The organism is Paracoccus sp. SJTW-4, from assembly GCF_047716885.1.
Classification (GTDB): Bacteria; Pseudomonadota; Alphaproteobacteria; order Rhodobacterales; family Rhodobacteraceae; genus Paracoccus; species Paracoccus solventivorans.
In genome coordinates this window covers 1,737,791-1,763,270 of sequence record NZ_CP136681.1, presented here as the reverse complement: position 1 = coordinate 1,763,270, position 25,480 = coordinate 1,737,791, and the positions used below count along the sequence as shown (strand labels likewise).

Annotated in this window: 23 protein-coding genes; 18 read left to right on the top strand and 5 right to left on the bottom strand. The window is 69.5% G+C overall.

The features are described 5' to 3' along the window. Nucleotides 1–47 precede the first annotated feature (47 nt). The 6 genes from xth (at nt 48) to glmM (ending at nt 7,727) form a co-directional block, all read left to right on the top strand. Nucleotides 48–836 (top strand): exodeoxyribonuclease III, encoded by a 789-nt coding sequence (xth, locus tag RSP45_RS08705; RefSeq protein WP_415391610.1) that lies wholly within the window; start codon nt 48–50, stop codon nt 834–836. A 264-nt stretch (nt 837–1,100) separates the two neighbouring features. After that, nucleotides 1,101–3,707 (top strand): putative PEP-binding protein, encoded by a 2,607-nt coding sequence (locus tag RSP45_RS08700; protein ID WP_415391609.1) that lies wholly within the window; start codon nt 1,101–1,103, stop codon nt 3,705–3,707. 267 nt (nt 3,708–3,974) lie between these two features. Beyond that, entirely contained in the window at nt 3,975–4,439 is a 465-nt protein-coding gene (locus RSP45_RS08695) for a cell wall hydrolase (RefSeq protein ID WP_327082968.1), read from the top strand. A gap of 75 nt (nt 4,440–4,514) precedes the next feature. Next, nucleotides 4,515–5,303, top strand: a complete 789-nt coding sequence (locus RSP45_RS08690; protein WP_415391608.1) for a dihydroneopterin aldolase — start codon at nt 4,515–4,517, stop codon at nt 5,301–5,303. Between the two features lie 79 nt (nt 5,304–5,382). After that, nucleotides 5,383–6,384 (top strand): dihydropteroate synthase, encoded by a 1,002-nt coding sequence (gene folP / locus RSP45_RS08685; RefSeq protein WP_415391607.1) that lies wholly within the window; start codon nt 5,383–5,385, stop codon nt 6,382–6,384. Further along, nucleotides 6,381–7,727, top strand: a complete 1,347-nt coding sequence (gene glmM / locus RSP45_RS08680) for a phosphoglucosamine mutase (RefSeq protein WP_415391606.1) — start codon at nt 6,381–6,383, stop codon at nt 7,725–7,727. The genes folP and glmM overlap by 4 nt, the downstream gene beginning before the upstream one ends. Nucleotides 7,728–7,793: 66 nt before the next feature. On the opposite strand, the gene RSP45_RS08675 is transcribed toward glmM, so the two are convergent. Genes RSP45_RS08675 through dksA form a run of 3 tightly spaced genes read right to left on the bottom strand, consistent with a single transcriptional unit; the run spans nt 7,794 to nt 9,945 of the window. Beyond that, nucleotides 7,794–8,912 (bottom strand): FAD-dependent monooxygenase, encoded by a 1,119-nt coding sequence (locus tag RSP45_RS08675; RefSeq protein WP_415391605.1) that lies wholly within the window; start codon nt 8,910–8,912, stop codon nt 7,794–7,796. Then, complete coding sequence (locus RSP45_RS08670; RefSeq protein ID WP_415391604.1) at nt 8,909–9,484, bottom strand: DJ-1/PfpI family protein; 576 nt, start codon at nt 9,482–9,484, stop codon at nt 8,909–8,911. Before RSP45_RS08670 ends, RSP45_RS08675 begins: the two co-directional genes overlap by 4 nt. 38 nt (nt 9,485–9,522) lie before the next feature. Beyond that, complete coding sequence (gene dksA, locus RSP45_RS08665) at nt 9,523–9,945, bottom strand: RNA polymerase-binding protein DksA (protein WP_073067865.1); 423 nt, start codon at nt 9,943–9,945, stop codon at nt 9,523–9,525. Nucleotides 9,946–10,129: 184 nt separating this feature from the next. Between dksA and RSP45_RS08660 the strand changes: the two genes are divergently transcribed. The 6 genes from RSP45_RS08660 (at nt 10,130) to RSP45_RS08635 (ending at nt 17,638) form a co-directional block, all read left to right on the top strand. Then, nucleotides 10,130–10,969, top strand: a complete 840-nt coding sequence (locus tag RSP45_RS08660; protein ID WP_415391603.1) for an AAA family ATPase — start codon at nt 10,130–10,132, stop codon at nt 10,967–10,969. Between the two features lie 39 nt (nt 10,970–11,008). After that, nucleotides 11,009–12,139: a GNAT family N-acetyltransferase gene (locus RSP45_RS08655; RefSeq protein WP_415391602.1), complete on the top strand. Its 1,131-nt coding sequence runs from the start codon at nt 11,009–11,011 to the stop codon at nt 12,137–12,139. Nucleotides 12,140–12,231: 92 nt separating this feature from the next. Then, nucleotides 12,232–15,123, top strand: coding sequence for a M10 family metallopeptidase C-terminal domain-containing protein (locus tag RSP45_RS08650; protein ID WP_415391601.1), 2,892 nt, complete (start codon nt 12,232–12,234; stop codon nt 15,121–15,123). 158 nt (nt 15,124–15,281) lie between these two features. Further along, nucleotides 15,282–16,181: an acetylglutamate kinase gene (gene argB, locus RSP45_RS08645; RefSeq protein WP_073061908.1), complete on the top strand. Its 900-nt coding sequence runs from the start codon at nt 15,282–15,284 to the stop codon at nt 16,179–16,181. 89 nt (nt 16,182–16,270) lie between these two features. After that, the gene (locus tag RSP45_RS08640) at nt 16,271–16,786 is read left to right on the top strand and encodes a SixA phosphatase family protein (RefSeq protein WP_324329185.1); all 516 of its coding nucleotides are present in this window, start codon (nt 16,271–16,273) and stop codon (nt 16,784–16,786) included. Between the two features lie 186 nt (nt 16,787–16,972). Next, complete coding sequence (locus RSP45_RS08635; protein ID WP_415391600.1) at nt 16,973–17,638, top strand: L,D-transpeptidase family protein; 666 nt, start codon at nt 16,973–16,975, stop codon at nt 17,636–17,638. On the opposite strand, the gene RSP45_RS08630 is transcribed toward RSP45_RS08635, so the two are convergent. Continuing rightward, nucleotides 17,631–18,917: a PP2C family protein-serine/threonine phosphatase gene (locus tag RSP45_RS08630; RefSeq protein ID WP_415391599.1), complete on the bottom strand. Its 1,287-nt coding sequence runs from the start codon at nt 18,915–18,917 to the stop codon at nt 17,631–17,633. The genes RSP45_RS08635 and RSP45_RS08630 overlap by 8 nt on opposite strands. 120 nt (nt 18,918–19,037) lie before the next feature. Then, on the bottom strand, nt 19,038–20,285 hold the full coding sequence (ilvA, locus tag RSP45_RS08625) for a threonine ammonia-lyase IlvA (RefSeq protein WP_415391598.1): 1,248 nt from the start codon (nt 20,283–20,285) through the stop codon (nt 19,038–19,040). A 120-nt stretch (nt 20,286–20,405) separates the two neighbouring features. Here ilvA and RSP45_RS08620 point away from each other — a divergent pair, with 120 nt between their 5' ends. The 6 genes from RSP45_RS08620 to RSP45_RS08595 all read left to right on the top strand — a co-directional run bounded on the left by RSP45_RS08620 (nt 20,406) and on the right by RSP45_RS08595 (nt 25,474). Beyond that, complete coding sequence (locus RSP45_RS08620; RefSeq protein ID WP_415391597.1) at nt 20,406–21,632, top strand: argininosuccinate synthase; 1,227 nt, start codon at nt 20,406–20,408, stop codon at nt 21,630–21,632. 141 nt (nt 21,633–21,773) lie between these two features. Further along, nucleotides 21,774–22,337: a hypothetical protein gene (locus RSP45_RS08615; protein ID WP_415391596.1), complete on the top strand. Its 564-nt coding sequence runs from the start codon at nt 21,774–21,776 to the stop codon at nt 22,335–22,337. Next, nucleotides 22,334–22,867 carry a head-tail connector protein gene (locus RSP45_RS08610; protein ID WP_415391595.1) on the top strand — a complete coding sequence of 178 codons (534 nt, stop codon included), beginning with the start codon at nt 22,334–22,336 and terminating at the stop codon, nt 22,865–22,867. The genes RSP45_RS08615 and RSP45_RS08610 overlap by 4 nt, the downstream gene beginning before the upstream one ends. After that, complete coding sequence (locus RSP45_RS08605; RefSeq protein WP_415391594.1) at nt 22,864–23,100, top strand: hypothetical protein; 237 nt, start codon at nt 22,864–22,866, stop codon at nt 23,098–23,100. The genes RSP45_RS08610 and RSP45_RS08605 overlap by 4 nt, the downstream gene beginning before the upstream one ends. Nucleotides 23,101–23,489: 389 nt before the next feature. Further along, the gene (locus tag RSP45_RS08600; protein WP_415394026.1) at nt 23,490–25,139 is read left to right on the top strand and encodes a terminase large subunit domain-containing protein; all 1,650 of its coding nucleotides are present in this window, start codon (nt 23,490–23,492) and stop codon (nt 25,137–25,139) included. Continuing rightward, nucleotides 25,130–25,474, top strand: a complete 345-nt coding sequence (locus tag RSP45_RS08595; RefSeq protein WP_415391593.1) for an HNH endonuclease — start codon at nt 25,130–25,132, stop codon at nt 25,472–25,474. The genes RSP45_RS08600 and RSP45_RS08595 overlap by 10 nt, the downstream gene beginning before the upstream one ends. Nucleotides 25,475–25,480: the final 6 nt, after the last annotated feature.

The window sequence follows — 25,480 nt, the reverse complement described above, 5'->3', positions numbered from 1 at the left end:
GCCAGTGCCGCTTGCCCCGGCGCTGGCCGCGCCCTAGGGTCGCCGCCATGAAAATCGCCAGTTTCAACGTCAACGGCATCAAGGCGCGGCTGCATCAGCTGACCGCCTGGCTGGCCGAGGCGCAGCCCGATGTCGCCGTGCTGCAAGAGATCAAGACCGTCGACGAGGGGTTCCCGACCGAGATCGTCGAGGATCTGGGCTGGAAGGTCTGGACCCACGGCCAGAAAAGCTGGAACGGCGTCGCGGTGCTGTCGCGCCTGCCGGTCGAGGAGATCCGCCGCGGCCTGCCCGGCGACGACGGCGACGAACAGGCCCGCTGGATCGAGGCGGTGGTGATGGGCCAGCGCCACGCCGTCACCGTGGCCGGGCTGTATCTGCCCAATGGCAATCCGGCGCCGGGGCCGAAATACGACTACAAGCTGGCCTGGATGGAGCGGATGCGCCTGCGCGCCGCCGAACTGCTGGCGACCGAGGCGCCGGTGGTGATGCTGGGCGACTATAACGTGATCCCCGAGCCGCGCGATGCCGCCCGCCCAGAGAACTGGGTGGATGACGCGCTGTTCCTGCCGCAGTCGCGGGCCGCGTTCCGGCGCATCTTGCATCAGGGCTGGACCGATGCGCTCCGCATCTCTGATCCTCATGGCAGCCGCGGCCCCTTCACCTTCTGGGACTATCAGCGCCAGTCCTGGGAACGCGACAACGGCATCCGCATCGACCACGCGCTGCTGTCGCCGCAGGCCGCCGATCTGATGCGCGGCGCCGGTGTGGACCGCGACCAGCGCAGCCGGGAAAAGCCCAGCGACCACGTGCCGGTGTGGGTCGAGCTTGACGCCTGACTGCGCTGCCCCGAGGGGGGGGGTCCACCCCCGCACCCCCGGAGGGTATTTGTGCCAGAAAGAAACCCCGGGCCCTCTGCCATCTTCCTTGCACAAGTATCCTCGGGCCTGGCGAACGCCCGGGAAACGGTCCGCTGGACCGTTTCCAGTGAGCCAGCGGCAGGGCCCGAACGCGCCGCAGGCGGCGGGGCGGGCAGCCCCCTGCGGCACGGGTGAAGCTTCGCTCTTGCGAGGATAAGCGGCGCGGGCTTAGGGTGCCGGCCCATGGATCAGCCCGCCGAATTGTCGATCGTCGAAATCACCCCCTCGGCCCCCGTCGCGGCCGGGGTGCACGGCTGGCGGGCAAAATGCCTGCAACGGCTGGTCCGCATGGATCTGCCGGTGCCGCGCAGCTTTGCGATTCCCGCCTCGGCCGTGCGCGCCATCGCTGCCGGCCGCCCCCTGCCTGCGGCCGAGCTGGAACGGCTGATCGCCGGGACGCGGGGGCTGGTGGGGGTGCGACCCTCGGCGATGGACCCGGAGTGGGGCGGGCCGGGAACGGTGCTGAATGTCGGCATGAACGCTGCCCGCCACGCCGAGCTGGCGCAATCGCTGGGGGTCGAGGCCGCCGATGCGCTCTATCGCGGCTTTGTGCAGGCCTATGCGATCCATGTGGCGCGGCTGGACCCCGACATGTTCAGCGACCCCGATGCGACGCTGGCCGACACGCTGGACAGTTTCCAGCACGAAACTGACGAGGATTTCCCGCAGGACCCCGCCCGCCAGCTGGTCGAGGTGCTGCGGTCCATGGCCCGCGCGTGGGAGGGGCCGACCGCGCGGCTGCTACGCCAGGCCAAGGGCGCGCCGGCGGATGCGCCGCTGGGGCTGGTGGTGCAGGAAATGGCGTTGGCGCTGGGGCCGGGGGTCACCGGCTCGGGCTCGATCCAGTTCATCGACAGCCTGACCGGCGCGCCGCGCATCACCGGGCGCTTTCGCGGCCAGACCCAGGGCAGCGCCAGGCGCAGCGATGCCGAGACGATCTATCTGACCCGCGACCCCCGCGGCCTGTCGCTCGAGGAAGCGGCGCCGGCGGTGTTCGCCGATCTGGTCCGCTTCGGCGTCGCCGCGCGCGAGCGGCTCAAGGAAGAGATGCAGATCGAGTTCGTCGTCGCCGACGGGCATCTGTCGATCATCGACGCGATCAGGGTGCAGCGGTCGTCGCGCGCGGCAGTGCGCATCGCGGTCGGGCTGGCGCGCGACGGCATCATCCCGCCCGAACAGGCGCTGATGCGGGTGCAGCCGCGGGCGCTGACAGATCTGCTGCACCATCAGGTCGATCCGCGCGCGCCGCGCGACATCGTGACCCGCGGGATGCCCGCCAGCCCCGGCGCCGCCACCGGCCGCATCGCCTTTTCCGCCGCCGCCGCGCAGGCCGCCGCCGCGCGCGGCGAGGCCTGCGTGCTGGTCCGGCGCGAGACCCTGCCCGAGGATATCCGGGGGATGCACGCCTCGGTCGCGGTGCTGACGGAACGCGGCGGCATGTCCAGCCACGCCGCGGTGATCGCGCGCGGGCTGGGGCTGCCCTGCATCGTCGGCGCCTCGGGGATCGCCATCGACCCGCGGGCGCGGGTGATGCGCGCCGGCGACCGGCTGTTCCGCGAGGGCGAGGAGATCACCGTCGACGGCACCTCGGGCGAGGTTCTGGCCGGCGCCGCCGCCATGCTGGAACCGGCGCTGGACGAAAGCTTCAACCAGCTGCTGGACTGGGCGGATGCGGCGCGCAGCATGAAGGTGCGCGGCAATGCCGACACCCCCGAGGACGCCCGAACCGCCCGCATGTTCGGCGCGCAGGGCATCGGGCTGGTGCGCACCGAGCACATGTTCTTTGACGATGAGCGCCTGCCGGCCATGCGCGAGATGATCTTTGCCGATCGGGCCGAGGATCGCCGCCTGTCGCTGGACCGCCTGCTGCCGATGCAGCGCGCCGATTTCACCGCGCTGTTCCGCATCATGGACGGCTATCCGGTCACCATCCGCCTGTTCGACCCGCCGCTGCACGAGTTCCTGCCCCACGACCGCGAGGGGATGCGCGAGCTGGCGGAATCGCTGGACCTGCCGCTGTCGGACGTGGTGCGCAGGGTCGAGGCGCTGGCCGAATACAACCCGATGCTGGGGATGCGCGGGGTGCGGCTGGGCATCACCGTCCCGGAAATCTACGAGATGCAGGCCCGCGCCATCTTCGAGGCCGCCGTCGAGGTCGGCCGCAGCGGCCAGGGCGTGGTCCCCGAGATCATGATCCCGCTGGTCAGCGCCATGCGCGAGGTCGAGCTGGTCCGCCACCGGGTCGAGGGCATCGCCGCCGCCGTCCGCGCCGAGACCCGGACCGAGTTCGACTATCGCCTGGGGGTGATGGTGGAAACTCCGCGCGCCGCGCTGCGGGCGGGCGACATCGCGGAACACTGCGCCTTCCTGTCCTTTGGCACCAACGACCTGACCCAGATGACCTATGGGCTGTCGCGCGATGACGCCGCGCGCTTCATGGGCAGCTATGTGGGGCAGGGGGTCTATGCCGAGGATCCGTTCCACATCCTTGATCGTGAGGGAGTGGGCGAGCTGGTGCTGATCGGCACCGGGCGGGCGCGCGCGCACCGGCCCGGGATCACCGTCGCCATGTGCGGCGAACACGCGGGCAACCCCGAATCCATCGCCTTTTGCCAGCGCGCCGGGCTGGATTACGTCAGCTGCTCGCCCTTCCGGGTGCCGGTGGCGCGGCTGGCCGCCGCGCAAGAGGCGATCCGGCAGCGGCTGGCCGAATCGGTGGGGCCGGAATCGGGGCTCGAATCGGGGACGGGGCCGGACGACTGGTTCGGACCGGGTATGAAGATCCGCTGAACGGGGCCGAAACCTGCCGAAGCGCGGTTTTCCGGTCGGCGGAAATCTGCCCGGAACGCGCGATTCCGGCCCGGTTCCGGCGCTCACGGTTTCTTTGACTGGTGCCGGGCGGGTCTGCGAGCGCATCTCCTGCCTCGCGGATCGGTGCCTGGGCATCCGGGCCGCGAGCAACGGAAAAACGAGACCCTCATGAGCAAGCTGCTGAAAAGGCTGGCGCACGTCGGTGTGTGTGTCGCGCTGGCCCTTCCGGTTCTTCCTGCCGGAGCCATGGCGCAAAAGACCCGCACTGTCACCGGCGGGCCCGAGCGGCTGATCCAGGCAAGGGCCGATGCAGCCATTCCCGGCGCCACCCTGCAATGCCTGACCGAGGCGCTGTATTTCGAGGCGCGGGGTGAACCCGTGTCCGGCCAGCGCGCCGTGGCCGAGGTGATCCTGAACCGCGTCGATCATCCGGCCTTCCCCAATTCGGTCTGCGGCGTGGTCAACCAGCGCGGCCAGTTCAGCTACAAGGGCGGCAGCCTGCGGATGCGCGAACGCGCCGCGGCAATGCGGGCGGAAAAGATCGCGCTCGAGGCGCTGTCGGGCGCGCCGCGCAGCCTGACCGGGGGCGCCACCTATTTCCACACCACCTATGTCAAGCCGTCCTGGGCCAAGCGCTTTACCCGCACCACCCGGATCGGCAGCCATATCTTTTACCGCCGCGGCGGCGGGCAGCGGGTGGCCTCGAACTAAGGTTTTCCCGCGGGGCGGAAGCAACGTCACGGCCCTGCCCTTGCAGCGGGGCCGCGTTCGTTCCAAGGAAGCGGCATGGACCAGCCCGACCGCATCCACCTGCGCGACTACATCGTTTCTGCCGAGATCGGCGCGTTCCAGAGCGAGCGCGGCCAGCAGCAGCGGCTGCGCTTTGCCATCGAGGTGGCGCTGGCGCGGCCGGTGGCGGGCGTGGACGACCACGTGGACCGCATCCTGTCCTATGACGTGCTGACCGGGGCGGTGGCCGACGGGCTGGCCGACCGGCGCTATGACCTGCTGGAGACGCTGGCCGAACGCATCGCCGCGCAGGTGCTGGCGCAGCCGCTGGCGGCCGAGGTGACGGTCAGCATCGAAAAGCTCGACCGGGTGCCGGGGGCGCTGGGGGTGACGCTGACCCGCCGCGCCGGGCGGGTGCAGGCCACGGCCAGCGTAGCGCGCCCGGCGCTGCTGGTCATGGGGCGGCGGGTCGAAAGCCTGCCCGCGGGGGCGCTGGTGGTGATCCCCGCCGCGCCGCTGTTGCCACTGCCGCAGGGCGCCAATGCGCGGCGCATCGCGCTGCTGGCGTTGGACCAGGCCGCCTGGGCGCTGGCGGGTGATCTGGGGCTGACCGTCGCCGACAGCCGCACGGAACTCGACTGGGCGGCCGCGAACGGGATTGCGGTGGTCTGGGCGCCGGCGCGGATGGTGGCGGACAGCGACCTGCCGGCCGAGCCGGCGGCGCTGGCGCTGTGGCTGGCCGAGCGGCTGGACGCGACCGTCATCGACTGGGCGCTGCCTGCGGGCGAAACCCTGCCTGCCGCGGCGGCGGGTTTCCGCATTCCCTCGGCGCTTCTGCCCGGGTGATGCTTGCGGCGCGGGCAATGGGGCGGCAATAGGACCGCAACCGGCCGCCCTGGCCTCTTTCGCAGATGAAGCCCGATCCATGCCCAGCCCCGGACCCGCCCGCGACTATTTCCGTCCCTTGCCCGATCCGCAGGGCCGCTGGCGGCTGGCGGGCGGCTGGGTGCGGTTCTCGGCCTTTGAGCAGCTTTCCCGCGGCGCGCCCCCGCGCATCGTCCCCGAGGCCCCGCCCGAGGTGATCGCCGCCCTGACCGCCCCGCGCTCGCCGGTGGCCGGGCTGGCGATGGACCGCCCGCAGCTGATGGGCATCGTCAACGTGACCCCGGACAGTTTTTCCGACGGCGGGCGCTGGAACGCCGATGGCGGTCTCGCCCATGCGCAGGCGCTGCTGGAGGCGGGCGCGGATCTGCTGGACATCGGCGGGGAATCGACGCGCCCGGGCGCGCGCGCGGTCGAGGTCGCCGACGAGATCGCCCGCACCACCCCCGCGATCGCCGGTTTTGCGGGGCGGGTTCCGGTTTCCGTCGACACCCGCAAAGCTGCGGTGGCGCGCGCCGGAGTCGCGGCCGGGGCGGTGATGGTGAACGATGTCTCCGGCTTCGACTTCGACCCTGCGATGGCCTCGGCAGTGGCCGACACGGGCGCGGCGGTCTGCCTGATGCACGCGCAGGGCGTGCCCGAGACGATGCAGGACGACCCGCGCTATGACGATGTGCTGCTGGATGTCTATGACGCGCTTGCGGCCCGCATCGCCCGGGCCGAGGCCGCGGGCATCCCCCGCCACCGCATCGTGGTCGACCCTGGCATCGGCTTCGGCAAGACCTTGCAGCATAATCTTGAAATCCTGCGCCGGATCTCGCTTTATCATGGGCTTGGCGTGCCGCTGCTGCTGGGCGCCTCGCGCAAGAGCTTCATCGGGACGCTGGGCGGCGGGGTGGGGGCCTCGGGGCGCGATCCGGGCAGCCTGGCGGTGACGCTGGCGGCGGTGGCGCAGGGGGTGCAGATCCATCGGGTCCACGATGTGGCCGGGACCAGGCAGGGGCTGGCGCTGTGGCAGGCGGTAACGGGAACAGGGGAACCATGAGCAGAAAGCTTTTCGGCACCGACGGGGTGCGCGGCCGGGCCAATACCCATCCGATGACCGCCGAGATGGCGCTGCGGCTGGGTGCCGCCGCCGGGCGCTGGTTCCGCCGCGACGGCCGCAACCGCCACCGGGTGGTGATCGGCAAGGACACCCGGCTGTCGGGCTACATGCTGGAAAACGCGCTGACGGCGGGGCTGACCTCGACCGGCATGAACGTGCTGCTGCTGGGGCCGGTGCCGACCCCGGCGGTGGGGTTCCTCACCCGCTCGATGCGGGCGGATCTGGGGATCATGATCTCTGCCAGCCACAACCCGGCCGAGGACAACGGCATCAAGTTCTTCGGCCCCGACGGGTTCAAGCTGTCCGACGAGGCCGAGGCCGAGATCGAGGCGATCCTGGCCGGCGACATCGCCCTGGCGCAGCCCGCCCATATCGGCCGCGCGCGGCGCATCGAGGACGGCCGCGGCCGCTATGTCGAATACGCCAAGACCACATTCCCGGGCGGGCAGCGGCTGGACGGGCTGAAGGTGGTGATCGACTGCGCCAACGGCGCCGCCTATCGCGCCGCCCCCGACGTGCTGTGGGAGCTGGGCGCCGAGGTGATCCCGCTGGGCGTCGAGCCGGACGGGTTCAACATCAACGCCGGCGTGGGCTCGACCCACCCCGAGGCCGCGGCGGCGGCCGTGCGCGAGCATGGCGCGCATCTGGGCATCAGCCTGGACGGCGATGCCGACCGGGTGATGATCGTCGACGAACAGGGGCAGGTGGCGGACGGCGACCAGCTGATGGCGCTGCTGGCCGGGCGTTGGGCCGATGCCGGCCGGCTGCGCGGCGGCGCGCTGGTCGCGACGGTGATGTCGAACCTGGGGCTCGAGCGGTTCCTGACGGGCCGCGGCCTGCGGCTGGAACGCACCGCGGTCGGCGACCGCTATGTGGTCGAGCGGATGCGCGGCGCGGGCTATAACCTTGGCGGCGAGCAGTCGGGCCATATCGTGATGACCGATTACGCCACCACCGGCGACGGGCTGATCGCGGGGCTGCAGGTGCTGGCGGCGCTGGCCGACAGCGGCGCTGCGGCCAGCGAGTTGCTGCGCCAGTTCACTCCGGTTCCGCAGATGCTGAAGAACGTGCGCTATGCCGCCGGTGCCGACCCGCTGTCGGCCGATGCCGTGCGTGCCGAGATCGCGGCCGCCGAGGCGCGGCTGGCGCAATCGGGCCGGGTGCTGATCCGCAAATCCGGCACCGAGCCGCTGATCCGGGTCATGGCCGAGGCCGAGGACGAGGCGGTTCTGCGCGAGGTGGTGGACGGTATCATCGCCGCGGTGGAAAAGGCGGCGGCGTAAGGGGGCTCTGCCCCCGTCGCTGCGCGACTCCCCCGGGATATTTGTGACCGCCCGAACCCTGCGAGGTCAGGCGGTCGGGTCGTGGTCGTAGACCCAGGCGAAACGCTCGAACGCCGTGCGGGGGACAAGGCGGTTCGCCAGCCGCAGGGCCGCGTGGGCGGCGACGCGCTTGGGACCCGAGAGGTGGTAGTTGCGGGCGTTCGCTGTGGCGGCGGCGACGATGCGGATGCAGCGGGGCTGGCGCAGCTGCTGATAGCGGGACAGCGCGCGCGGCTGGTCGGGATCGGCGTCGAGACAGGCGGCGAGGGTCCAGGCATCCTCGATCGCCATGCAGGCCCCTTGCGCAAGGAACGGCAGGGTGGGGTGGGCGGCGTCGCCGAGGATCGCCATGCGCCCGTCCTGCCAGCGCGCCGCGACCTGATGGCGGAACAGGCCCCAGAGGCCGGTCTCGGTCACGCGGTCCAGCCAGCCTTGGACCGGGCCGCCAAACCCCGCAAAGGCGCGGCGCAGGTTGGCGGGGTCGTCGGTCTGCGACCAGTGTTCCTCGGTCCAGTTGTCGCGTTCCAGCACCGCCACCAGATTGCGCTGTCCGAAGCCCAGGGGATAGCTGACCAGATGCCGGCCGTTGCCCATGAAGACGCGGGTCATCGGCTGCTGGTCGTTGTCCGGGATGATCGCGCGCCAGGCGGTCTGGCCGGTGAAGAACGGGGTCTCGGTCCCGTTCAGCGCCCGCCGCACCCGGCTGTGCAGCCCGTCGGCGCCGATCAGCAGCGCCGCTTCCGGCAGCGAGTCGACATGGGTGTTCAGGCGGATCTCGACGCCATGATCGCGGGCGGCGGTGTCCAGCAGCTCGACCAGCCGGGCGCGGTGGATGGTGCGGAAAGACGCCTGCGGGCGCCAGCGGGCAAAGTCGAGATGCAGCACCAGCGCGCCGCGCCGGTCACGCAGTTCGACCCCGTGCGAGGGGTGTGAGGCCGCCTGAAACGCCGCGGTCAGCCCCAGCGCCTCCAGCACCCGCCCGGCATTGGGGCTGACCTGGATGCCCGCGCCGACCTCGCGCCGTGCGCCGGCCCGTTCCAGCACCGTGACGCGCGCCCCGCGGCGGGCCAGCGCCAGCGCCGCGGTCAGCCCGCCGATGCCGCCGCCGATGATGGTCGCCTGTTGCCCCTGCAGCGCCCCGGTCATCGGTGTTCGGCACCGGCCAGGGTGCGGAGCTGCGCCAGCTGCTGCCCGTCAACCCCCGCCGCAGCCAGCACCGCGGCGGCAAAGCTGACCGGGGCGGTGCCGGGGGCGGTGATGATGCCGCCGTCCGCCACCGCCTGCGGCTGGTCGCGGTAATCCGCGGCCCCGGCGTAATCCGGCAGGGACTGGCGCAGGAAATCGAGGCTGTTCGAGGTATGCGCCCGCCCCGCCAGCAGCCCGGCCCGACCCAGCGCCAGCGTTCCGGCGCAAATCCCGGCGACGGTCTGGCCGCGCCCATGCGCCGCCTGCAGCATCGCGGACAGGTCGGGGGCATCGGGACGGGTCCAGCCGTTGCTGCCGCACAGCACGATCACCTCGTCCCCCTGCACCGCGATATCCGGCAGCCCGGTGACCCGCAGCCCGCCCATCGAGGTCACCTCGCCCCCGCCGGGCGTGGCATGGCGCACCGAAACCCCGTAGAAATCACTGCCCACCGCCGAGATCATCGGGGTTTCCCAGTCGGCAAACCCGTCGATCAGCACGATCAGCACCGGCTTTGTCGTCGCTTCGTCCATGGCGTCCTCCCTTTCCCCAGATGGGCCGGAGGCGTGCGTCAGTCGTCGCGGTGCACGCGCTCGCGGCGTTCGTGTTTTTCCTGCGCTTCCAGCGTCATGGTGGCGATCGGCCGGGCGTCCAGCCGCTTGAGGCTGATCGGCTCGCCGGTCATCTCGCAATAGCCGAACTCGCCGGTGTCGATCCGGCGCAGCGCCGCGTCGATCTTGCTGACCAGCTTGCGCTGGCGGTCGCGGGTGCGCAGCTCGATGGCGCGGTCGGTTTCCTCGGATGCGCGGTCGGCGATGTCGGGGACGTTGCGGGCGCTGTCCTGCAGCCCCTCCAGCGTCTCGGCCGACTGGGCCAGCAGTTCCTGTTTCCAGGCCAGCAGCTTGCGGCGGAAATATTCCAGCTGGCGATCGTTCATGAAGGGCTCGTCCTCGGCGGGACGGTATTCATCGGGAAGGAAAGTCTGGCGCTTCATGGGTCCTCCGGCGAGGCCCGGGACAGGTCGCTGCCCGGTCCTTTCGGCGTCCACTTAAAGGATGAGCCGCGGGAAGGAAATAGCCGCCGTCCCCGCGCATGGGGCAACTTGCCGTGCGCCCGCGCCCGGCCTAGTGTCCGCCGGCGCCAGACCGCCCCCGCGCCCGCCGCAGAAGGATCCGCCGATGCAGTTCAGTTCGACCGAAACCTATGTCGCCTCGCCCGATCTGGCGCTGGCGGTGAATGCCGCGGTGACGCTGGAACGGCCGCTGCTGGTCAAGGGCGAGCCCGGCACCGGCAAGACCGAGCTTGCGCGGCAGGTCGCCGCCAGCCTGGGGCTGCCGATCATCGAGTGGAACGTGAAATCCACCACCCGGGCGCAGCAGGGGCTGTATGAATACGACGCCGTCAGCCGCCTGCGCGACAGCCAGCTGAGCGAGGCGCGGGTCCACGACATCGGCAACTATATCCGCAAGGGCAAGCTGTGGCAGGCGTTCGAGGCCGACGCCAAGGTGGTGCTGCTGATCGACGAGATCGACAAGGCCGACATCGAGTTCCCGAACGACCTGCTGCAGGAACTCGACCGGATGGAGTTCCACGTCTACGAGACCGGCGAGACCATCGTGGCCTGCCACCGCCCGGTGGTCATCATCACCTCGAACAACGAGAAAGAGCTGCCGGACGCCTTCCTGCGCCGCTGCTTCTTCCACTACATCCGCTTTCCCGACGCCGAGACGCTCAAGCGGATCGTGGCGGTGCACCACCCCGGCCTCAAGCCACGGCTGCTGGACGAGGCGCTGACCCAGTTCCTGGAGCTGCGCGAGGCGCCGGGGCTGAAGAAGAAACCTTCGACCAGCGAGTTCCTCGACTGGCTCAAGCTGATCCTGGCCGAGGATCTGTCGCCCGAGGACCTCAAGCGCCCGGCCGGAGAGATGCTGCCCAGGCTGCACGGGGCGCTGCTGAAGAACGAACAGGACGTGGCGCTGTTCGAGCGGCTGGCCTTCATGGCGCGGCGGCAGCGCTAGGCGTTTGAACCCGGCCCGCCAGCGCCTATCTTGGGCATCATGGCCGAGCTGAGCGTTTCCGTCCTGCCCCGCATCGATGCGGTGGATGCCGCCCTGTGGGATGACTGCGGGGCGGGGGGCGATCCCTTTACCAGCCATCGTTTCCTGTCGGCGCTGGAAGCCTCGGGGTCCGTGGGCGAGGGGACGGGCTGGCATCCCTCGCATCTGGTGGCGCGGGTGGCCGGTCAGGTGGTGGGGGTGGCGCCGGCCTATCTGAAGACCCACAGCCAGGGCGAATATATCTTCGATCACGGCTGGGCCGAGGCATGGCACCGCGCCGGAGGGCAGTATTACCCCAAGCTGCAATCCGCCGTGCCCTTTACCCCCGCCACCGGCCCGCGGCTGATCGCCCGCGACAGTAGGGTGCAGGCGGCGCTGCTGGCGGCAATGGCGCAGGTGGCGGGGCAGGCGGGGCTGTCCTCGGCCCATGTCACCTTCTGCACGGCAGACGAACGGGCTTTCGGCGAAACGCAGGGCTGGCTGGGGCGGACCACCACGCAATACCACTGGCTGAACGCGGGCTACGGCAGCTACGAGGATTTCCTGGCGGCGCTGTCCAGCCGCAAGCGCAAGGCGCTGCGCAAGGAGCGAGAGCGCGCCAACGCTTTCGGCGGCCGCATCCTGTCCCTGACCGGCGACGACCTGCGCCCGGAACACTGGGACGCGATGTGGGCGTTCTATCAGGACACCGGCGGCCGCAAATGGGGGCGGCCCTATCTGACGCGGGCGTTCTTCGACCTGCTGCACCAGGTGATGCGCGACGACTGCCTGCTGGTGCTGGCCGAACGCGACGGCCGCCCGGTCGCCGGCGCACTGAACCTGATCGGGCAGGAGGCGCTGTTCGGCCGCTATTGGGGCTGCATCGAGGACCACCCTTGCCTGCATTTCGAGCTGTGCTACCATCGCGCCATCGACTTTGCGATCGCGCGGGGGCTGTCGCGGGTCGAGGCCGGGGCGCAGGGCGAACACAAGCTCGCCCGCGGCTACATGCCCGCTGAAACGCACTCGCTGCACTGGATCGCCGATCCGGGGTTCCGCCGAGCGGTCGAGGATTACCTGCACCGCGAAACCCGGCTGGTCGGCGAGGACATGGCCGAGACCGCCGAGTTCGGCCCCTTCCGCCGCGGCTGATTAAAATCCAACGCAAAACCACGGGCGACGGTCACCGCCTGTTAACCGGCGAAGGCGCAGTATCGTCCTGATTTTCCGGGGCGGTGGGTGTCATGGTCAGTTTCCAGCATGTCGCGACGATCACGCAGGGCTATGTCGGCAACATCTCGGACCTGACGCTGGGGCAGGTCGGCGGACAGGTGGTGCTGGTCGGTGCCACCTATGCCGGCGGCGGGGTCTCGATCTGGGGGGTGGACGGCACCGGGCTGCTGCCGCGGCTGCTGGGCGACTATGAATACCACCGCAAGCTGACGCATCTGGGCGACCCGCAGGCGGTGCTGCTCGACCGGCCGGGCGGCGTGTCGCTGCTGGCCGCGGGGCTGAACCAGGCCGCGGGGCAGGTGCATGTGCTGACCGACGCCGGCCGCGGCGGCGCCGACCGCGGCTTTGTCGATTCCGCCCTGCCCGAGGATCTGCTGCACGCGGGCAGCTTCACCACCGCCAGCGGGCTGTCGCTGGTCTATGGCTCGACCCGCGGGCAGGCGGCGGTGACGCTGTGGCAGCAGCTGCCGGACGGGCGGCTGCTGCAGGGCGACAGCACCACCCGCCCCGCCGGCCTGCCGGCGGATGCGCAGATCGACGCGATCCTGCCGCTGCGGGTGGGCGGGCTCGACCTGCTGATCAGCGCCTCGACGCGCGGGAACTTCATCGCCTCGCACCGGGTCCGCCCCGACGGCACGCTGGAACCGGCCGAGCTGTTCGGCGCCGACAACGGCACCGGCTTCAACGGCCCGCGCGATATCGCGGCGGTCGAGGTCGCGGGGCGGCATTATCTGGTGGTCAGCTCGGCGCAAAGCTCGTCGCTGACCACGGTGCGGGTGCTGCCCGACGGCGCGCTGATTCCGGTCGATCACGTCATCGACGAGCTGGCCACGAGGTTCCGCAACGCCACGGTGATGGAAACCGTCACCATTGACGGCCGCGCCTATGTGCTGGCCGGCGGCAGCGACGACGGGCTGAGCCTGTTCACCCTGACCCCCGACGGCCGGCTGATCCACCTGAGCAGCATCGCCGATCAGGCGGAAACCACGCTGCTGGACGTCTCGGCGCTGGCGGTGCGGGCGATCGGCGGCAAGATCGCGGTCTTTGCCGCCTCGCAGGTGGAGCAGGGGGTCAGCCAGTTCGTGATCGACCCCGGCCCCATCGGCCAGACCGTGCAGGTCGGCGCGGGGCTGCATGATGGCACTGCCGGCAACGACCTGATCCAGGGCGGCAACGGCACCACCAGGATCAACGGCCATGACGGCGACGACATCCTGATCGCCGGCAACCGCACGCTGTGGATGTATGGCGGCAACGGCGCCGACACCTTCATCCCGCTGCCGATCGCCGGGCAGGTGATGATCGGCGACTATGAACCCGGCATCGACCGCATCGACCTGTCGATGCTGGGGATGATCCGCTCGGTCCAGCAGCTGCGCTTTCAGCCGCTGGCCGACGGCATCAGCGTGCGCTTTGGCGAGACCATCATCGACATCCACACCCGCAACGGCCAGCGGCTGGACGCCAGCCATTTCACCGATGCGATGTTCTCGCTGACCCATTACCAGCCGCCGGACGTGCGCTCGACCATCCACGGCACCGCTGTCGGGGATGTGCTCACCGCCTCGCGCGGGGGCTCGACCGTCTATGGCTATGGCGGCGACGACACCATCTTTGGCAGCGCGCTGGACGATTTCATCCACGGCGGCATGGGCAGCGACAGCGTGCTGGCCGGGGACGGCAACGATACCGTCTGGGGCGGCGCGGGCAACGACCTGATCCGCGGCGGTGCCGGCGACGACCTGGTGCTGGCGGGCGAGGGCGACGACACCATCTGGGGCGAGGATGGCGACGACCTGATCGGGGCTGAGGGCGGCAACGACCGCATCTATGGCGACGCCGGCAACGACCGTATCAACGGCGGTGCCGGCGACGATTATATCGAGGGCGGGGCGGGCAACGACCGGCTGTTCGGCATGGGCGGCAACGACACCATGATCGGCGGTGCGGGCGACGACCTGCTGCTGGACCTGAACGGCGATAACGTCTTCATCGACTACGAAGGCAACAACATGATGTTCGGCGGCGCCGGCAACGACCGTTTCCACGCCGGCGACGGCGACGACACCATCCGCGGCGGCGCCGGCAACGACTGGATCGAGGCCGGCGGCGGCCGCGACAACATCCTGGGCGCAGCCGGACACGACACCATTTTCGGCGGGGCGGGCGACGACCTGATCCTGGGCGGCCCGGGCCGCGACGTGATCGAGGGCGGCCCGGGCAACGACCTGATCTTTGGCGGCGAGGATGAGGATCTGCTGTATGGCGATGACGGCGACGACTTCATCTATGGCGAGGGCGGCAACGACACCATCCATGGCGGCGCGGGCAACGACACGCTGCGCGGAAACGGTGGTGATGACCTGCTGCTGGGCGGCGCCGGCAACGACCGGCTGTTCGGCGGCACCGGCCACGACACGCTGCAGGGCGGCGACGGCGCCGACCTGATGCTGGGCGAGGGCGGCAACGACGTGCTGGACGGGGGCGATGGCAACGACACCCTGGACGGCGGCTGGAACGACGACCTGCTGCTGGGCGGCGCCGGCAACGACCGCCTGCTGGGCGGCCCGGGCAACGACACGCTGGTGGGCGGCTCCGGCAGCGACCGGATGACCGGCGGCGACGGGGCCGATGTCTTCGTCTTCGAGCCGCCCGATTCGCCCCCGGGGGCCGAGGATGCGATCACCGATTTCACCCCCGGGGTGGACCGGATGCAGTTTGCCGGGTTGGGGCTGGCGCCAATCGGCGGCAACGCGTTTTCCGGCACCGCCGGAGAGCTGCGCTGGTCGCTGCGCGGCGCGCTGACGGTGGTAGAGGCCGATCTGGACGGCGACGGTATCGCCGATCTGTCCATCCTGCTCGAACAGGCTCCGATCCTGTCGGAGGCGGATTTCATCCTGTGACCCCTCGGCCCGGAGGCGGGAAACCCGCCCCTTCGGCAATGCGGACACGCCCCGGCCCGAGTTCGCCGATCCCGGCACGGGCGGTCTGGACCTTGCGGCGCGCATTGCCTAGCGTCGCGCCACCTACAGGGATTCCCTTCCGCATGAGACTGCAGCGCATGGACCGAGACTTCGTCACCACCGCCCGAACCCTGTCCGAGGCGCTGCCCTACATGCAGCGCTATGCCGGCGCGGTCGTCGTCGTGAAATTCGGCGGCAATGCGATGGGCGACGACGAAGCGATGGCCGAATTCGCCCGCGACATCGTGCTGATGAAGCAGGTCGGCATCCACCCGGTGGTGGTCCACGGCGGCGGCCCGATGATCAATGAACTGCTGGGCCGGCTGGGCATCGACAGCCATTTCGTCCGCGGCAAGCGCGTCACCACCAAGGAAACCGTGCAGGTGGTCGAGATGGTGCTGTCCGGCCTGGTCAACAAGCGCATCGTGCAGGCGATCAACGACGCCGGCGGCCGCGCCATCGGGATTTCCGGCAAGGACGACGACCTGATGGTGTGCGAGCCCGACGACCCCGAGCTGGGCTTCGTCGGCCGCCCGGTGGAAATGAACATCCAGATCATCCGCGACCTCTACGCCGCCGGGCTGATCCCGGTGATCGCCCCGGTCGCGACCGGCATGGCCGACAACGAGACCTTCAACGTCAACGGCGACACCGCCGCCGGGGCCATCGCCGGCGCGCTGCAGGCCGACCGTCTGCTGCTGCTGACCGATGTGGCGGGGGTCAAGGACGGCGCGGGGCAGGTGCTGACGCAGATCCACCCCGACCAGGTGCGCGCGATGATCGCCGACGGCACCATCGCCGGCGGCATGATCCCCAAGACCGAAACCGCGCTGGCAGCGCTGGAACAGGGGGTGCGCGCGGTGGTGATCCTGGACGGGCGCGTGCCCCATGCCGCGCTGCTCGAACTGTTCACCGAACAGGGGGCGGGCAGCCTGATCCGCTCGACCGAGCCGCGGATCAAGCCGCACGGGCTGCGCCAGGGCGGAAGCGAACTTTGACGCCGACCCGGTGCGGTGCCGCTTGCGGGCCGCAGCATCGGGTGGCAGTCTGATTTACTGTCGGAACAACCGCAAGGGGACGGATCAGGATGACTTCACCGGGACATTGCCGCCTGATCCTGACCCGTCATGCCAAGTCGGACTGGGACGATCCGTCGGTCCCCGATCACGACCGGCCGCTGAACGCGCGCGGCCGCCGCTCGGCCCGGGCGCTGGGCGACTGGCTGGCCAGCCGCGGCTATGACCCGGAAGAGGTGCTGTGTTCCTCGTCGCGCCGCACCGCCGAGACCTGGGATTGCGCCGCCGACGCGGTGTTCGAGACCCTGCCGGTGCTGCGGATCGAACCGGCGCTGTATCACGCCGACCCCGCCACGATGTTGCGGGTGCTGCAAAGCGCGACGGCGCCGACGGTGATGATGATCGGCCATAATCCCGGCATCGCCGCCTTTGCCGCGATGCTGCCGGCGCAGCCGCCGCTGGACCCGCAGTTCCGCAGCTATCCAACCGCGGCGACGCTGGTGGTGGATTTCCAGGCCGAGGACTGGGCCGAGGTCCAGCCCGGCCAAGGCAGTGTGCGGGATTTCGTGCGGCTGGACGGGCGCTGACCGCCCCTCCGGTCCGGTCCGGCCCGCCGCCTGTGGCCGCGTCACCGCATCGCGCCGGGAATCCGGGCCGATGACAGGGGTTTGAGTTGATCTGCCCGGCGCCCGGACTATCTGCTGGACGCAGGTTTTCGAGCAACGCCCGCCAAGAGCCGGAAGGGCCGGGCAGAAGGCAGAAAGGAAGAATCCATGTCCGCGAACACCCCCCCTGACCCGAGCCGGCGCCGCTTTCTGGCAAGCTCGGTCGCGCTGGGTGCGGCAGGGCTGGCCGGGCCTGTGGCCGCGCAGGCGGTCGACCCGTGGACCGGCCAGATGCTGCGGCGCATCCTTCCGGCTGCGGCCGGGGCGACCCCGGATGCGGGGGTGGTCCAGGTCGATGCGGCGCAGGACAACCGCCGGAACGTCTCGAGCTTTCGGATGCATGACTGGCGGCCGTATTTCTCGACCCTCAAGAACGGCGCGATCCTGGTCGACCTGACCTCGCGCGCGCTCAGCTTCTGGTCCGAGGACGGCAGCGATTTCCGCCTGTTCCCGACCTCGGTGCCGGTCAGCCCCGACCTGACCCGCACCGGCCGCACCGAGATCATCAAGAAGGTCGAGGGCCCCAGCTGGGCGCCCACCCCCGAAATGAAGAAGCGCAATCCCGAATGGCCCGATTTCGTGCCGCCCGGGCCGGACAACCCCATGGGCACCCATGCGCTGTGGCTGAGCTGGCAGTATTACCGCATCCACGGCACCCATGACACCCGCAAGATCGGGCGCAAATCCTCGAACGGCTGCATCGGGCTGTATAACGAGCATATCGTGCAGCTTTACAACCTGACCAAGGTGGGGACGCAGGTCCTGATCATGTGACCCCCTCGGGCGCCGCGTCGCCCGCGCCCGGGTGCGGCAGCAGCGCCGCGCCCGGCAGATGCTCGATCAGCACGGCCGAGCGGTCGTCGGCGCGGTCGCCGCTGGCGAAGCTCGACACCGACCAGGACATCGATTCCAGCAGCGCATTGCCCGACAGCGGCGCGTTCAGCCGCAGGATCGCGCGCAAACCGTCCGAGCCCAGCATCTCGCCCCGCGGCCCGACCGCATCGGTGATCCCGTCCGAGACGATCAGCATCCGGTCGCCGGGGGACAGCGCGACTTCCAGCTCGTCATAGCGGGCGCCGGCGACCACCCCCACCGGCAGCCCGCCGTTGCCGATCTGCTCGATACTGCCGTCGGCGCGCTGGATCACCGGATGCGGGTGGCCGGCCTGCACCAGCCGCACCCGCTGCCGCGCCAGGTCGAGCCGCGCATAAACCATGGTCAGATAGGCGTCGGTCTGCGGCCCATCCAGCATCATGTCGTTCAGCGTGGTGACCAGACCCGAGACAGAGGCGCGCAGGTCGTGGGTCATCGCCTCGATCTGCGCCGCCAGCCGGGCGGTCAGCAGCGCCGCTGCGACCCCGTGCCCCGAGACATCCACCGCGTGGATTCCCACCGCATTGTCATCAAGCTGATGGAATCCCACGAAATCCCCGCCGATCATTCCGGCCGGGCGCATCAGCAGCGTGATGCGGAAGGCGCCGAAGCGGCGCTGGTGCTCGCGGATCATCGCCTGCTGCAGCCGGCGCGCCGCGCGCAGGTCGGCGTTCATCTGCTCCTGCGTCTGGCTCAGCTGCTCCAGCGCCGATTTCAGCTCGCGGTTGGCGGCGGTCAGGTCGTCGTGCATGTCCAGCACCCGCTCGGCCGCGGCGATCCGCGCCAGAAGCTCGGCGTCGGAAACCGGTCGGGTCAGGAATTCATCCGCGCCTGCCTGCAGCGCCTCGGCCACGTCGATGCGATTCGAGCCGGGGCCGAGCAGGATGAAATAACCGTAGCCCTGCCGCCGCAGCGCCCGATGCGCCCGGCAGAGATCCAGCCCCGACAGCCGTTCCAGCATCAGATCTGCCAGAATCAGATCGGGCGCACGCTCGCAGCATATCTCCAGCGCCACCGTCCCGTCGGCAACCTCGAGCACCCGGTAGCCGCTGCGCTTCAGCCGGCTGGACAGCTGCCGCCGTTGGACATGGTCGCCATCGGCCAGCAGCACCAGGCGCGGGCGCGAATCGCGGCCCGGCGTGCGCAGAAAGGTGGAAGGAACCCGATTCGGCAGTTTCATGCGCCCTTGCTAGCAGGCGCTTGTGAACGCCCGGTTAACGCGGCCGTTCACGATTTCCTAAGGATTATGCGGCAATCAGGGCCGGAAAGGAGGACAGCAGATGATTCGCGGTGAATGGGCTCAGATCAGGAACTCGGACAGCACCGGGTCGCCGGTGATGTCGCGCCAGTCGAACCCGGCCGCGGCCAGCCGCTCGGACAGGGCCGACAGGTTGGCGGGGCTGCTGGTCTCGATCCCGATCAGCACCGAGCCGAAGTTGCGCGCCGATTTCTTGAGATATTCGAACCGCGCCACGTCGTCCTCGGGGCCCAGCAGGTTGAGGAACTCGCGCAGCGCCCCCGGCCGCTGCGGCAGGCGCAGGATGAAGTATTTCTTCAGCCCGGCCCAGCGTTGCGCCCGTTCGCGCACCTCGGGCAGGCGCTCGAAGTCGAAGTTCCCGCCCGAGCAGATGCAGACCACCCGCTTGCCCTCCAGCGCGCCCTCGGCGGCCAGGTCGCGCAGCGCGTCCACCGCCAGCGCGCCGGCGGGCTCCAGCACGATGCCCTCGACGTTCAGCAACTCGATCATCGTCGCGCAGACCCGATCCTCGGGCGCGACGATCACGTCGGCCGGGGAAAACCGCGACAATTGTTCGAAAGGAAGATCTCCGATTCGCGCCACCGCGGCGCCGTCCACGAAATTGTCCACCGCCGGCAGCTTGACCGGATGCCCAGCCTCGAGCGCGGCGCGCAGGCTGGCGCCGCCCCCAGGCTCGACGAACACATGCCGCGCCTCGGGGAAGGCGGCGCGGATCAGCGCGGTGACGCCCGCCGCCAGCCCGCCCCCGCCCACCGGCAGGATCACGATGTCCGGGCTGCCCTCGATCTGTTCCAGGATCTCGGCCGCCACCGTCGCCTGGCCCTCGATCACATGAGCATCGTCGAACGGCGACAGGAAGATCGCGCCCTGCTGGACGGTGAAATCCTGCGCGGCCTTGAGGGTCTGGTCGAAGTAATCCCCCGTCAGCACGATCTCGATCGCGCCGCCGCCGAACACCCGGGTCTTGTCGATCTTCTGCTTCGGCGTGGTCACCGGCATGAAGATGGTGCCCTCGGCCCCGAAATGGCGGCAGGCAAAGGCCACGCCCTGCGCATGGTTGCCGGCGCTGGCGCAGACGAAATGCGCCCCCGGCGCCGCCCCGGCCCGGCGCATGGCGTTGAAGGCGCCGCGCAGCTTGTAGCTGCGCACCGGGGTCAGATCTTCGCGCTTGAGCAGGATCTCGGCCCCGTAGCGGGCCGACAGAAAGTCGTTGCGTTGCAGCGGCGTCGGCTCGAACAGCGCGCGCAGCGCCGCACTGGCCTGTTGGACAGGGGTGTTCGGTTCGCTCATGGCCGAGCAATAGGCGCCCCCGCGCCGGATTGCCAGCGCCGCGACATCTACGGCCTCCCCTTGCCGGACCCGGCAAAACCCCATAATCCGCGGGGAAAATCTGGTTGAAAGGGCCCGCTGATGACTGACGCGCCGAAAAAAGTGGTTCTCGCCTATTCGGGTGGGCTGGATACCTCGATCATCCTGAAATGGCTGCAGACCGAATACGGCTGCGAGGTGATCACCTTTACCGCCGACCTGGGCCAGGGCGAAGAGCTGGAGCCTGCGCGCGCCAAGGCCGAGATGCTGGGCATCCGCCCCGAGAACATCCACATCGAGGACCTGCGCGAAGAGTTCGTCCGCGACTATGTGTTCCCGATGTTCCGCGCCAATGCGCTGTATGAGGGGCAGTATCTGCTGGGCACCTCGATCGCGCGGCCGCTGATCTCCAAGCGGCTGGTGGAGCTGGCGCAGAGCCACGGCGCCGATGCGGTCGCCCATGGCGCGACCGGCAAGGGCAACGACCAGGTGCGGTTCGAGCTGTCGGCCTATGCGCTGGACCCCTCGATCAAGGTGATCGCGCCCTGGCGCGAGTGGGACCTAACCTCGCGCACCCGGCTGATCGAGTTCGCCGAGCAGAACCAGATTCCGATCGCCAAGGACAAGCGCGGCGAGGCGCCCTTCAGCGTCGACGCGAACCTGCTGCACACCTCATCCGAAGGCAAGGCGCTGGAAAACCCCGCCGAAGAGGCGCCCGATTATGTCTATCAGCGCACCGTGAACCCCGAGGATGCGCCGGACACCCCCGAATACATCGAGGTCAGCTTTGAGCGCGGCGATGCCGTCGCGATCAACGGCCAGCCGATGTCGCCCGCCACGATCCTGACCGCGCTGAACGACTACGGTCGCAAGCACGGCATCGGCCGGCTGGATTTCGTGGAAAACCGCTTTGTCGGCATGAAATCGCGCGGCATCTACGAGACCCCCGGCGGCACCATCCTGCTGGAGGCGCATCGCGGCATCGAGCAGATCACGCTGGACAGCGGCTCGGGGCATCTCAAGGACAGCCTGATGCCGCGCTATGCCGAGCTGATCTACAACGGCTTCTGGTTCAGCCCGGAACGCGAGATGCTGCAGGCACTGATCGACAAGTCGCAGGAATACGTGTCGGGTACGGTGCGGCTGAAGCTGTACAAGGGCTCGGTCCATTGCGTCGGGCGCTGGTCCGAGATGAGCCTGTATTCCGAGGCGCATGTGACCTTCGAGGACGACGCCGGCGCCTATGACCAGAAGGACGCCGCCGGGTTCATCCGCCTGAACGCCCTGCGCCTGAAGCTGATCGGCAACCGCAACGCGCGGGTGAAATAGGGGGCGCTGCCCCCGGCCCCTTGCAGGGGCCTCCCCGGGATATTTGGTTTCGGCCGATGGGGCGGGGCGCGGTGGCCGACAGGTTGTGGAAACGGATCGCCGCCTCTCCGCCTCCGACTCTCTCTCGCGCGCGCAAAACGGGTGCGCGCGGGCGGGCGTGCGCGGAGGGGTGCGGAACGTCTTGCAGGGCGCGGCGGTTTCGCCTATCTCTCCTCGCACCTTGAGGCGGCGGGTTGGCGGAGAGGTTACGCAGCGGATTGCAAAGACCCGCAGGAACCCAGCCGAAACAATCGCCTAGCCGAAAATGGTTATCAGGGCAAACCGGGCTCGAACCGTGAACCTGATAAATGCGCGTCTAGCGGCAATCTGAACCTGAAAAATGAAATCTTCGGCGCGCTGACGGCTGCGACCGATGCTGACGCCAACGAGGCCCGTTTCCTCGCGGACGCCGGGCGGCTGATCCGGGCTGTGCTCGAATGCGCACCGGAGAACCGCCTGCCGTTGGTCGAGGCGACCTATCATGAATTGCGTGCCGGTGTTCCCGACTTCGCTATTCGTGGTGACGAATGGCTTTGGGCGCGCCGCTGGGCCGAAATCGCCTCGCGCACGGAGCGCAAGGCCTACTGCCTCGCGACGTTCAATACCCTCGCCCCGGAAGATCAGGCCCGCTTCCTTGCGCATGTGAGGCAGGAGGTGGCGGCATGATCGTTCAGCGCCTCGAACGAGCTGCCAGCGGCGCGGTGAGCATCGCGGATGTAAAGCTGCGCGCCCGCCTCGATCACGACGACGACGATTCCGACATCGGGCGCATGTGCATCACCGCCGTGCTTGAATTCGAGGATCGCGCCGAAATCGCCCTGCTCAATCAAGCCGTGCGCGTGACGCTGCCCGAATGGCCGCAGCGCGCCGAGCTGGCATTGCCGATCGGCCCCGTGATCGATGGCGATTCGATTACCCTGATTGTCGGCGGGAACGAGATCGACGCCTTTGCCGTCAGCACCGGCCTGCGGCCTGTTTTGCGGCTGACCGGCCCCCGCCCGCCGGGCGGTGTCCTGATCGAATACATTGCCGGGTTTGGCAATGATGGCGCGGCCATTCCGCAAGACATCATGCACGCCCTGCTCGACCAGGTGGCGACCTATTACGACGCCCGCGGCGCGGCGGCTGGCAAGCTGTTGGCTGTCTCGCCGCACTTCGCCCGGATCGCCGGACGCTATCGCGGGGTGCGGGCATGAGCGCGGCGCAGGCTTACACGGGCGATCCCGAGGTGGACCGGCTGCTGTTCAGCTGGCGGCGGGTGATCGCGCAGGCGGAAGGCTGGTCGCGAGGCTTTGCCTTGTCCATCCAGCGCGACCGCAAGCGCCCGGGCTGGATGCCCAGCCCCAAGCAGTTCGCGGTGATGCAGCGCTTGGTGGCCGAGCTGCCCCAGGAGCTGCCCGACAACGTCGATGTGATCGAGGAGGAGTGAACGGATAAGGCCCGCGGTGCAACGCGGGCCTCGGGCAGACGCGGGCTTTCACGGGTTAGCCGGCGCGTCTGTCTCAAGTGCTACCGGGATACGGGCCACAGCACAAGGGCAGCTATTCCCCGCAAGGGGTCTCTCCACGCCCTAAGGCCCCGCTGCCACCCCCACGGCGGCGAACATGGGAGAGCGGCCTGCGCCGGGGGAAAGGCAGGGCTGACCTAAGCGGCGGGCTCGTCCGAATGGGCAGGTCAAGATCGCGGCGGTCAGGGCGGGAGGCGGGGTTTCATCCTCTGCCGCAGTAACCCGCTTTCTGACCGTCACAACGGGTCTGAACCGATGGGCAGGCCAGGAAGAGAGAGGCAACGGGTGAAGTTGAGAGAGTGGACGGAGACATGAACGCGAGAGTGCAAGGCGCAGACCTGGACCTGTTCGGGAATGGTCCCAATGCCGGCAAAGGGCAAACGCCTGCGGACCGGCGTCAACCTGTTCCTCTCTCACTTCTGGAAAAAATCCGGGGAAAATCGCCGGGGATGCGCGCGATCCAGTTTCTGGGGCTGCTGCGCGTTCCCGAGGGCAAAAAAGCCGGGAAACCGCTGAAACTCGCGAATTTCCAGAGAAATTTTGTGAAGGGGGCCTTTTCCAAAGGGATAACGGTCGGCGTCCTGTCCATCGGGCGCGGCAACGCCAAGACGGCGCTTTCGGCGGGTCTGGCGCTGGCCGAACTGGTGGGGGCGCTGCAAGAGCACCCTCAGCCGAACCGTGAGATCATCTTCGCGGCCCGCAACCGGGACCAGGCGCGCATCGCGTTCAACTTCGTGCTGGGTTACATCGGCGGCCTGCCGGAATCGGACCAGGCGCAATTCACCATCCGGCGCGGCTCCAAGCTGGAAATCGAGTTCGGCGGCAACAGCGGCGGGCTGGCGCGCTGCATCGCCGCTGACGGCAAGTCCATTCTCGGCGGTGCCCCGACGCTGGCGATCATGGACGAGCGTGCCGCCTGGGAGCGCGAGAAGGGCGACAACCTCGAGAACGCCATTCTCTCGGGGCTGGGCAAGCGTGATGGCCGGGCGCTGATCATCTCGACCTCGGCACCCGACGACACCAACACCTTTTCCCGCTGGCTGGATGAGCCGCCGCCCGGCGCTTACGTCCAGGAACATCGCCCGCCGTTCGGTCTGCCGGCCGATGATCTGGAAAGCCTGCTGCTGGCGAACCCCGGCGCGGCCGAGGGTATCGGCTCGACCCCGGACTGGCTGCTGTCGGCGGCAAAGACCGCCATCGCGCGCGGCGGCGCGGCCCTGTCCAGTTTCCGCAATCTGAACCGCAACGAGCGCGTGTCGATCGAGAACCGTTCGGTGCTGGTCACGGTGGACGAATGGCTTTCGGCCGAGGTCGCACCCGATGAACTGCCGCCCCGCGAAGGTGCCTGCATTCTCGGTGTGGATCTGGGCGGTTCGCGGTCCATGTCGGCGGCGGCGTTCTACTGGCCGGAAACCGGACGGCTGGAAGCCCTCGGCACCTTTCCGGCCTTTCCATCGCTGGCGGATCGCGGCGCGGCCGATGCCGTGGCCGGACGCTATGTCGAAATGCACGAGCGCGGCGAACTATCCGTGATGGGCGAGAACACGGTGCCGCCCGGCCCGTGGTTGGCCGAGATCGTGCGCCACCTGGACGGCATCCAGCCCGCCTGCATCGTCGGGGACCGCTTCCGACACGCCGAGTTTGCCGAGGCGATGAACGGCGCAGGCCTCGCCCGTGTCCCGTTCATCTGGCGCGGCTTTGGCTGGAAGGACGGGGCCGAGGATATCGAGCGGTTCCGGCGCGCGCTGTTCGACGGCGAGGTGAAGGTGGCGCCCTCGCTGCTGCTGCGCTTTGCCTTCGCGGATGCCGTGACCCTGATCGACCCGGCCGGCAACGCCAAGCTGGCGAAGGGCCGCGCCCTCGGCCGGATCGACGCGGCAGCGGCGGCGGTGCTGGCGGTGGCGCAGGGAGCACGGATGCGAGCCGCCCCCGTTCGCAAGGCGAGGGCGACATGGCTGTGACCCCCGCCCCGCGCCAGCAATATGCCCGCCATTCCAAGCGCGTCACCTCGACCCGCCGCTGGCAGGTTCTGCGCCACGCGATCCTCGAGCGTGACGGCTGGAAATGCCGCAGCTGCGGGGCGCGCGGCCGGCTGGAAATCGACCACATCAGGCCGGTTCGGACGGCCCCGGATCGCGCCTTTGATCCTGCGAACCTGCAGGCTCTTTGCGGCGCCTGTCACACCCGCAAGACCCGGATCGAATGCGGGCACCCCGCCCCGATCCAAACGCCCGAGCGCAAGGCTTGGGCGCAAGCTGTCGCCGATCTGGCGACGACATCCACCCCGGCAACATGAGGTATC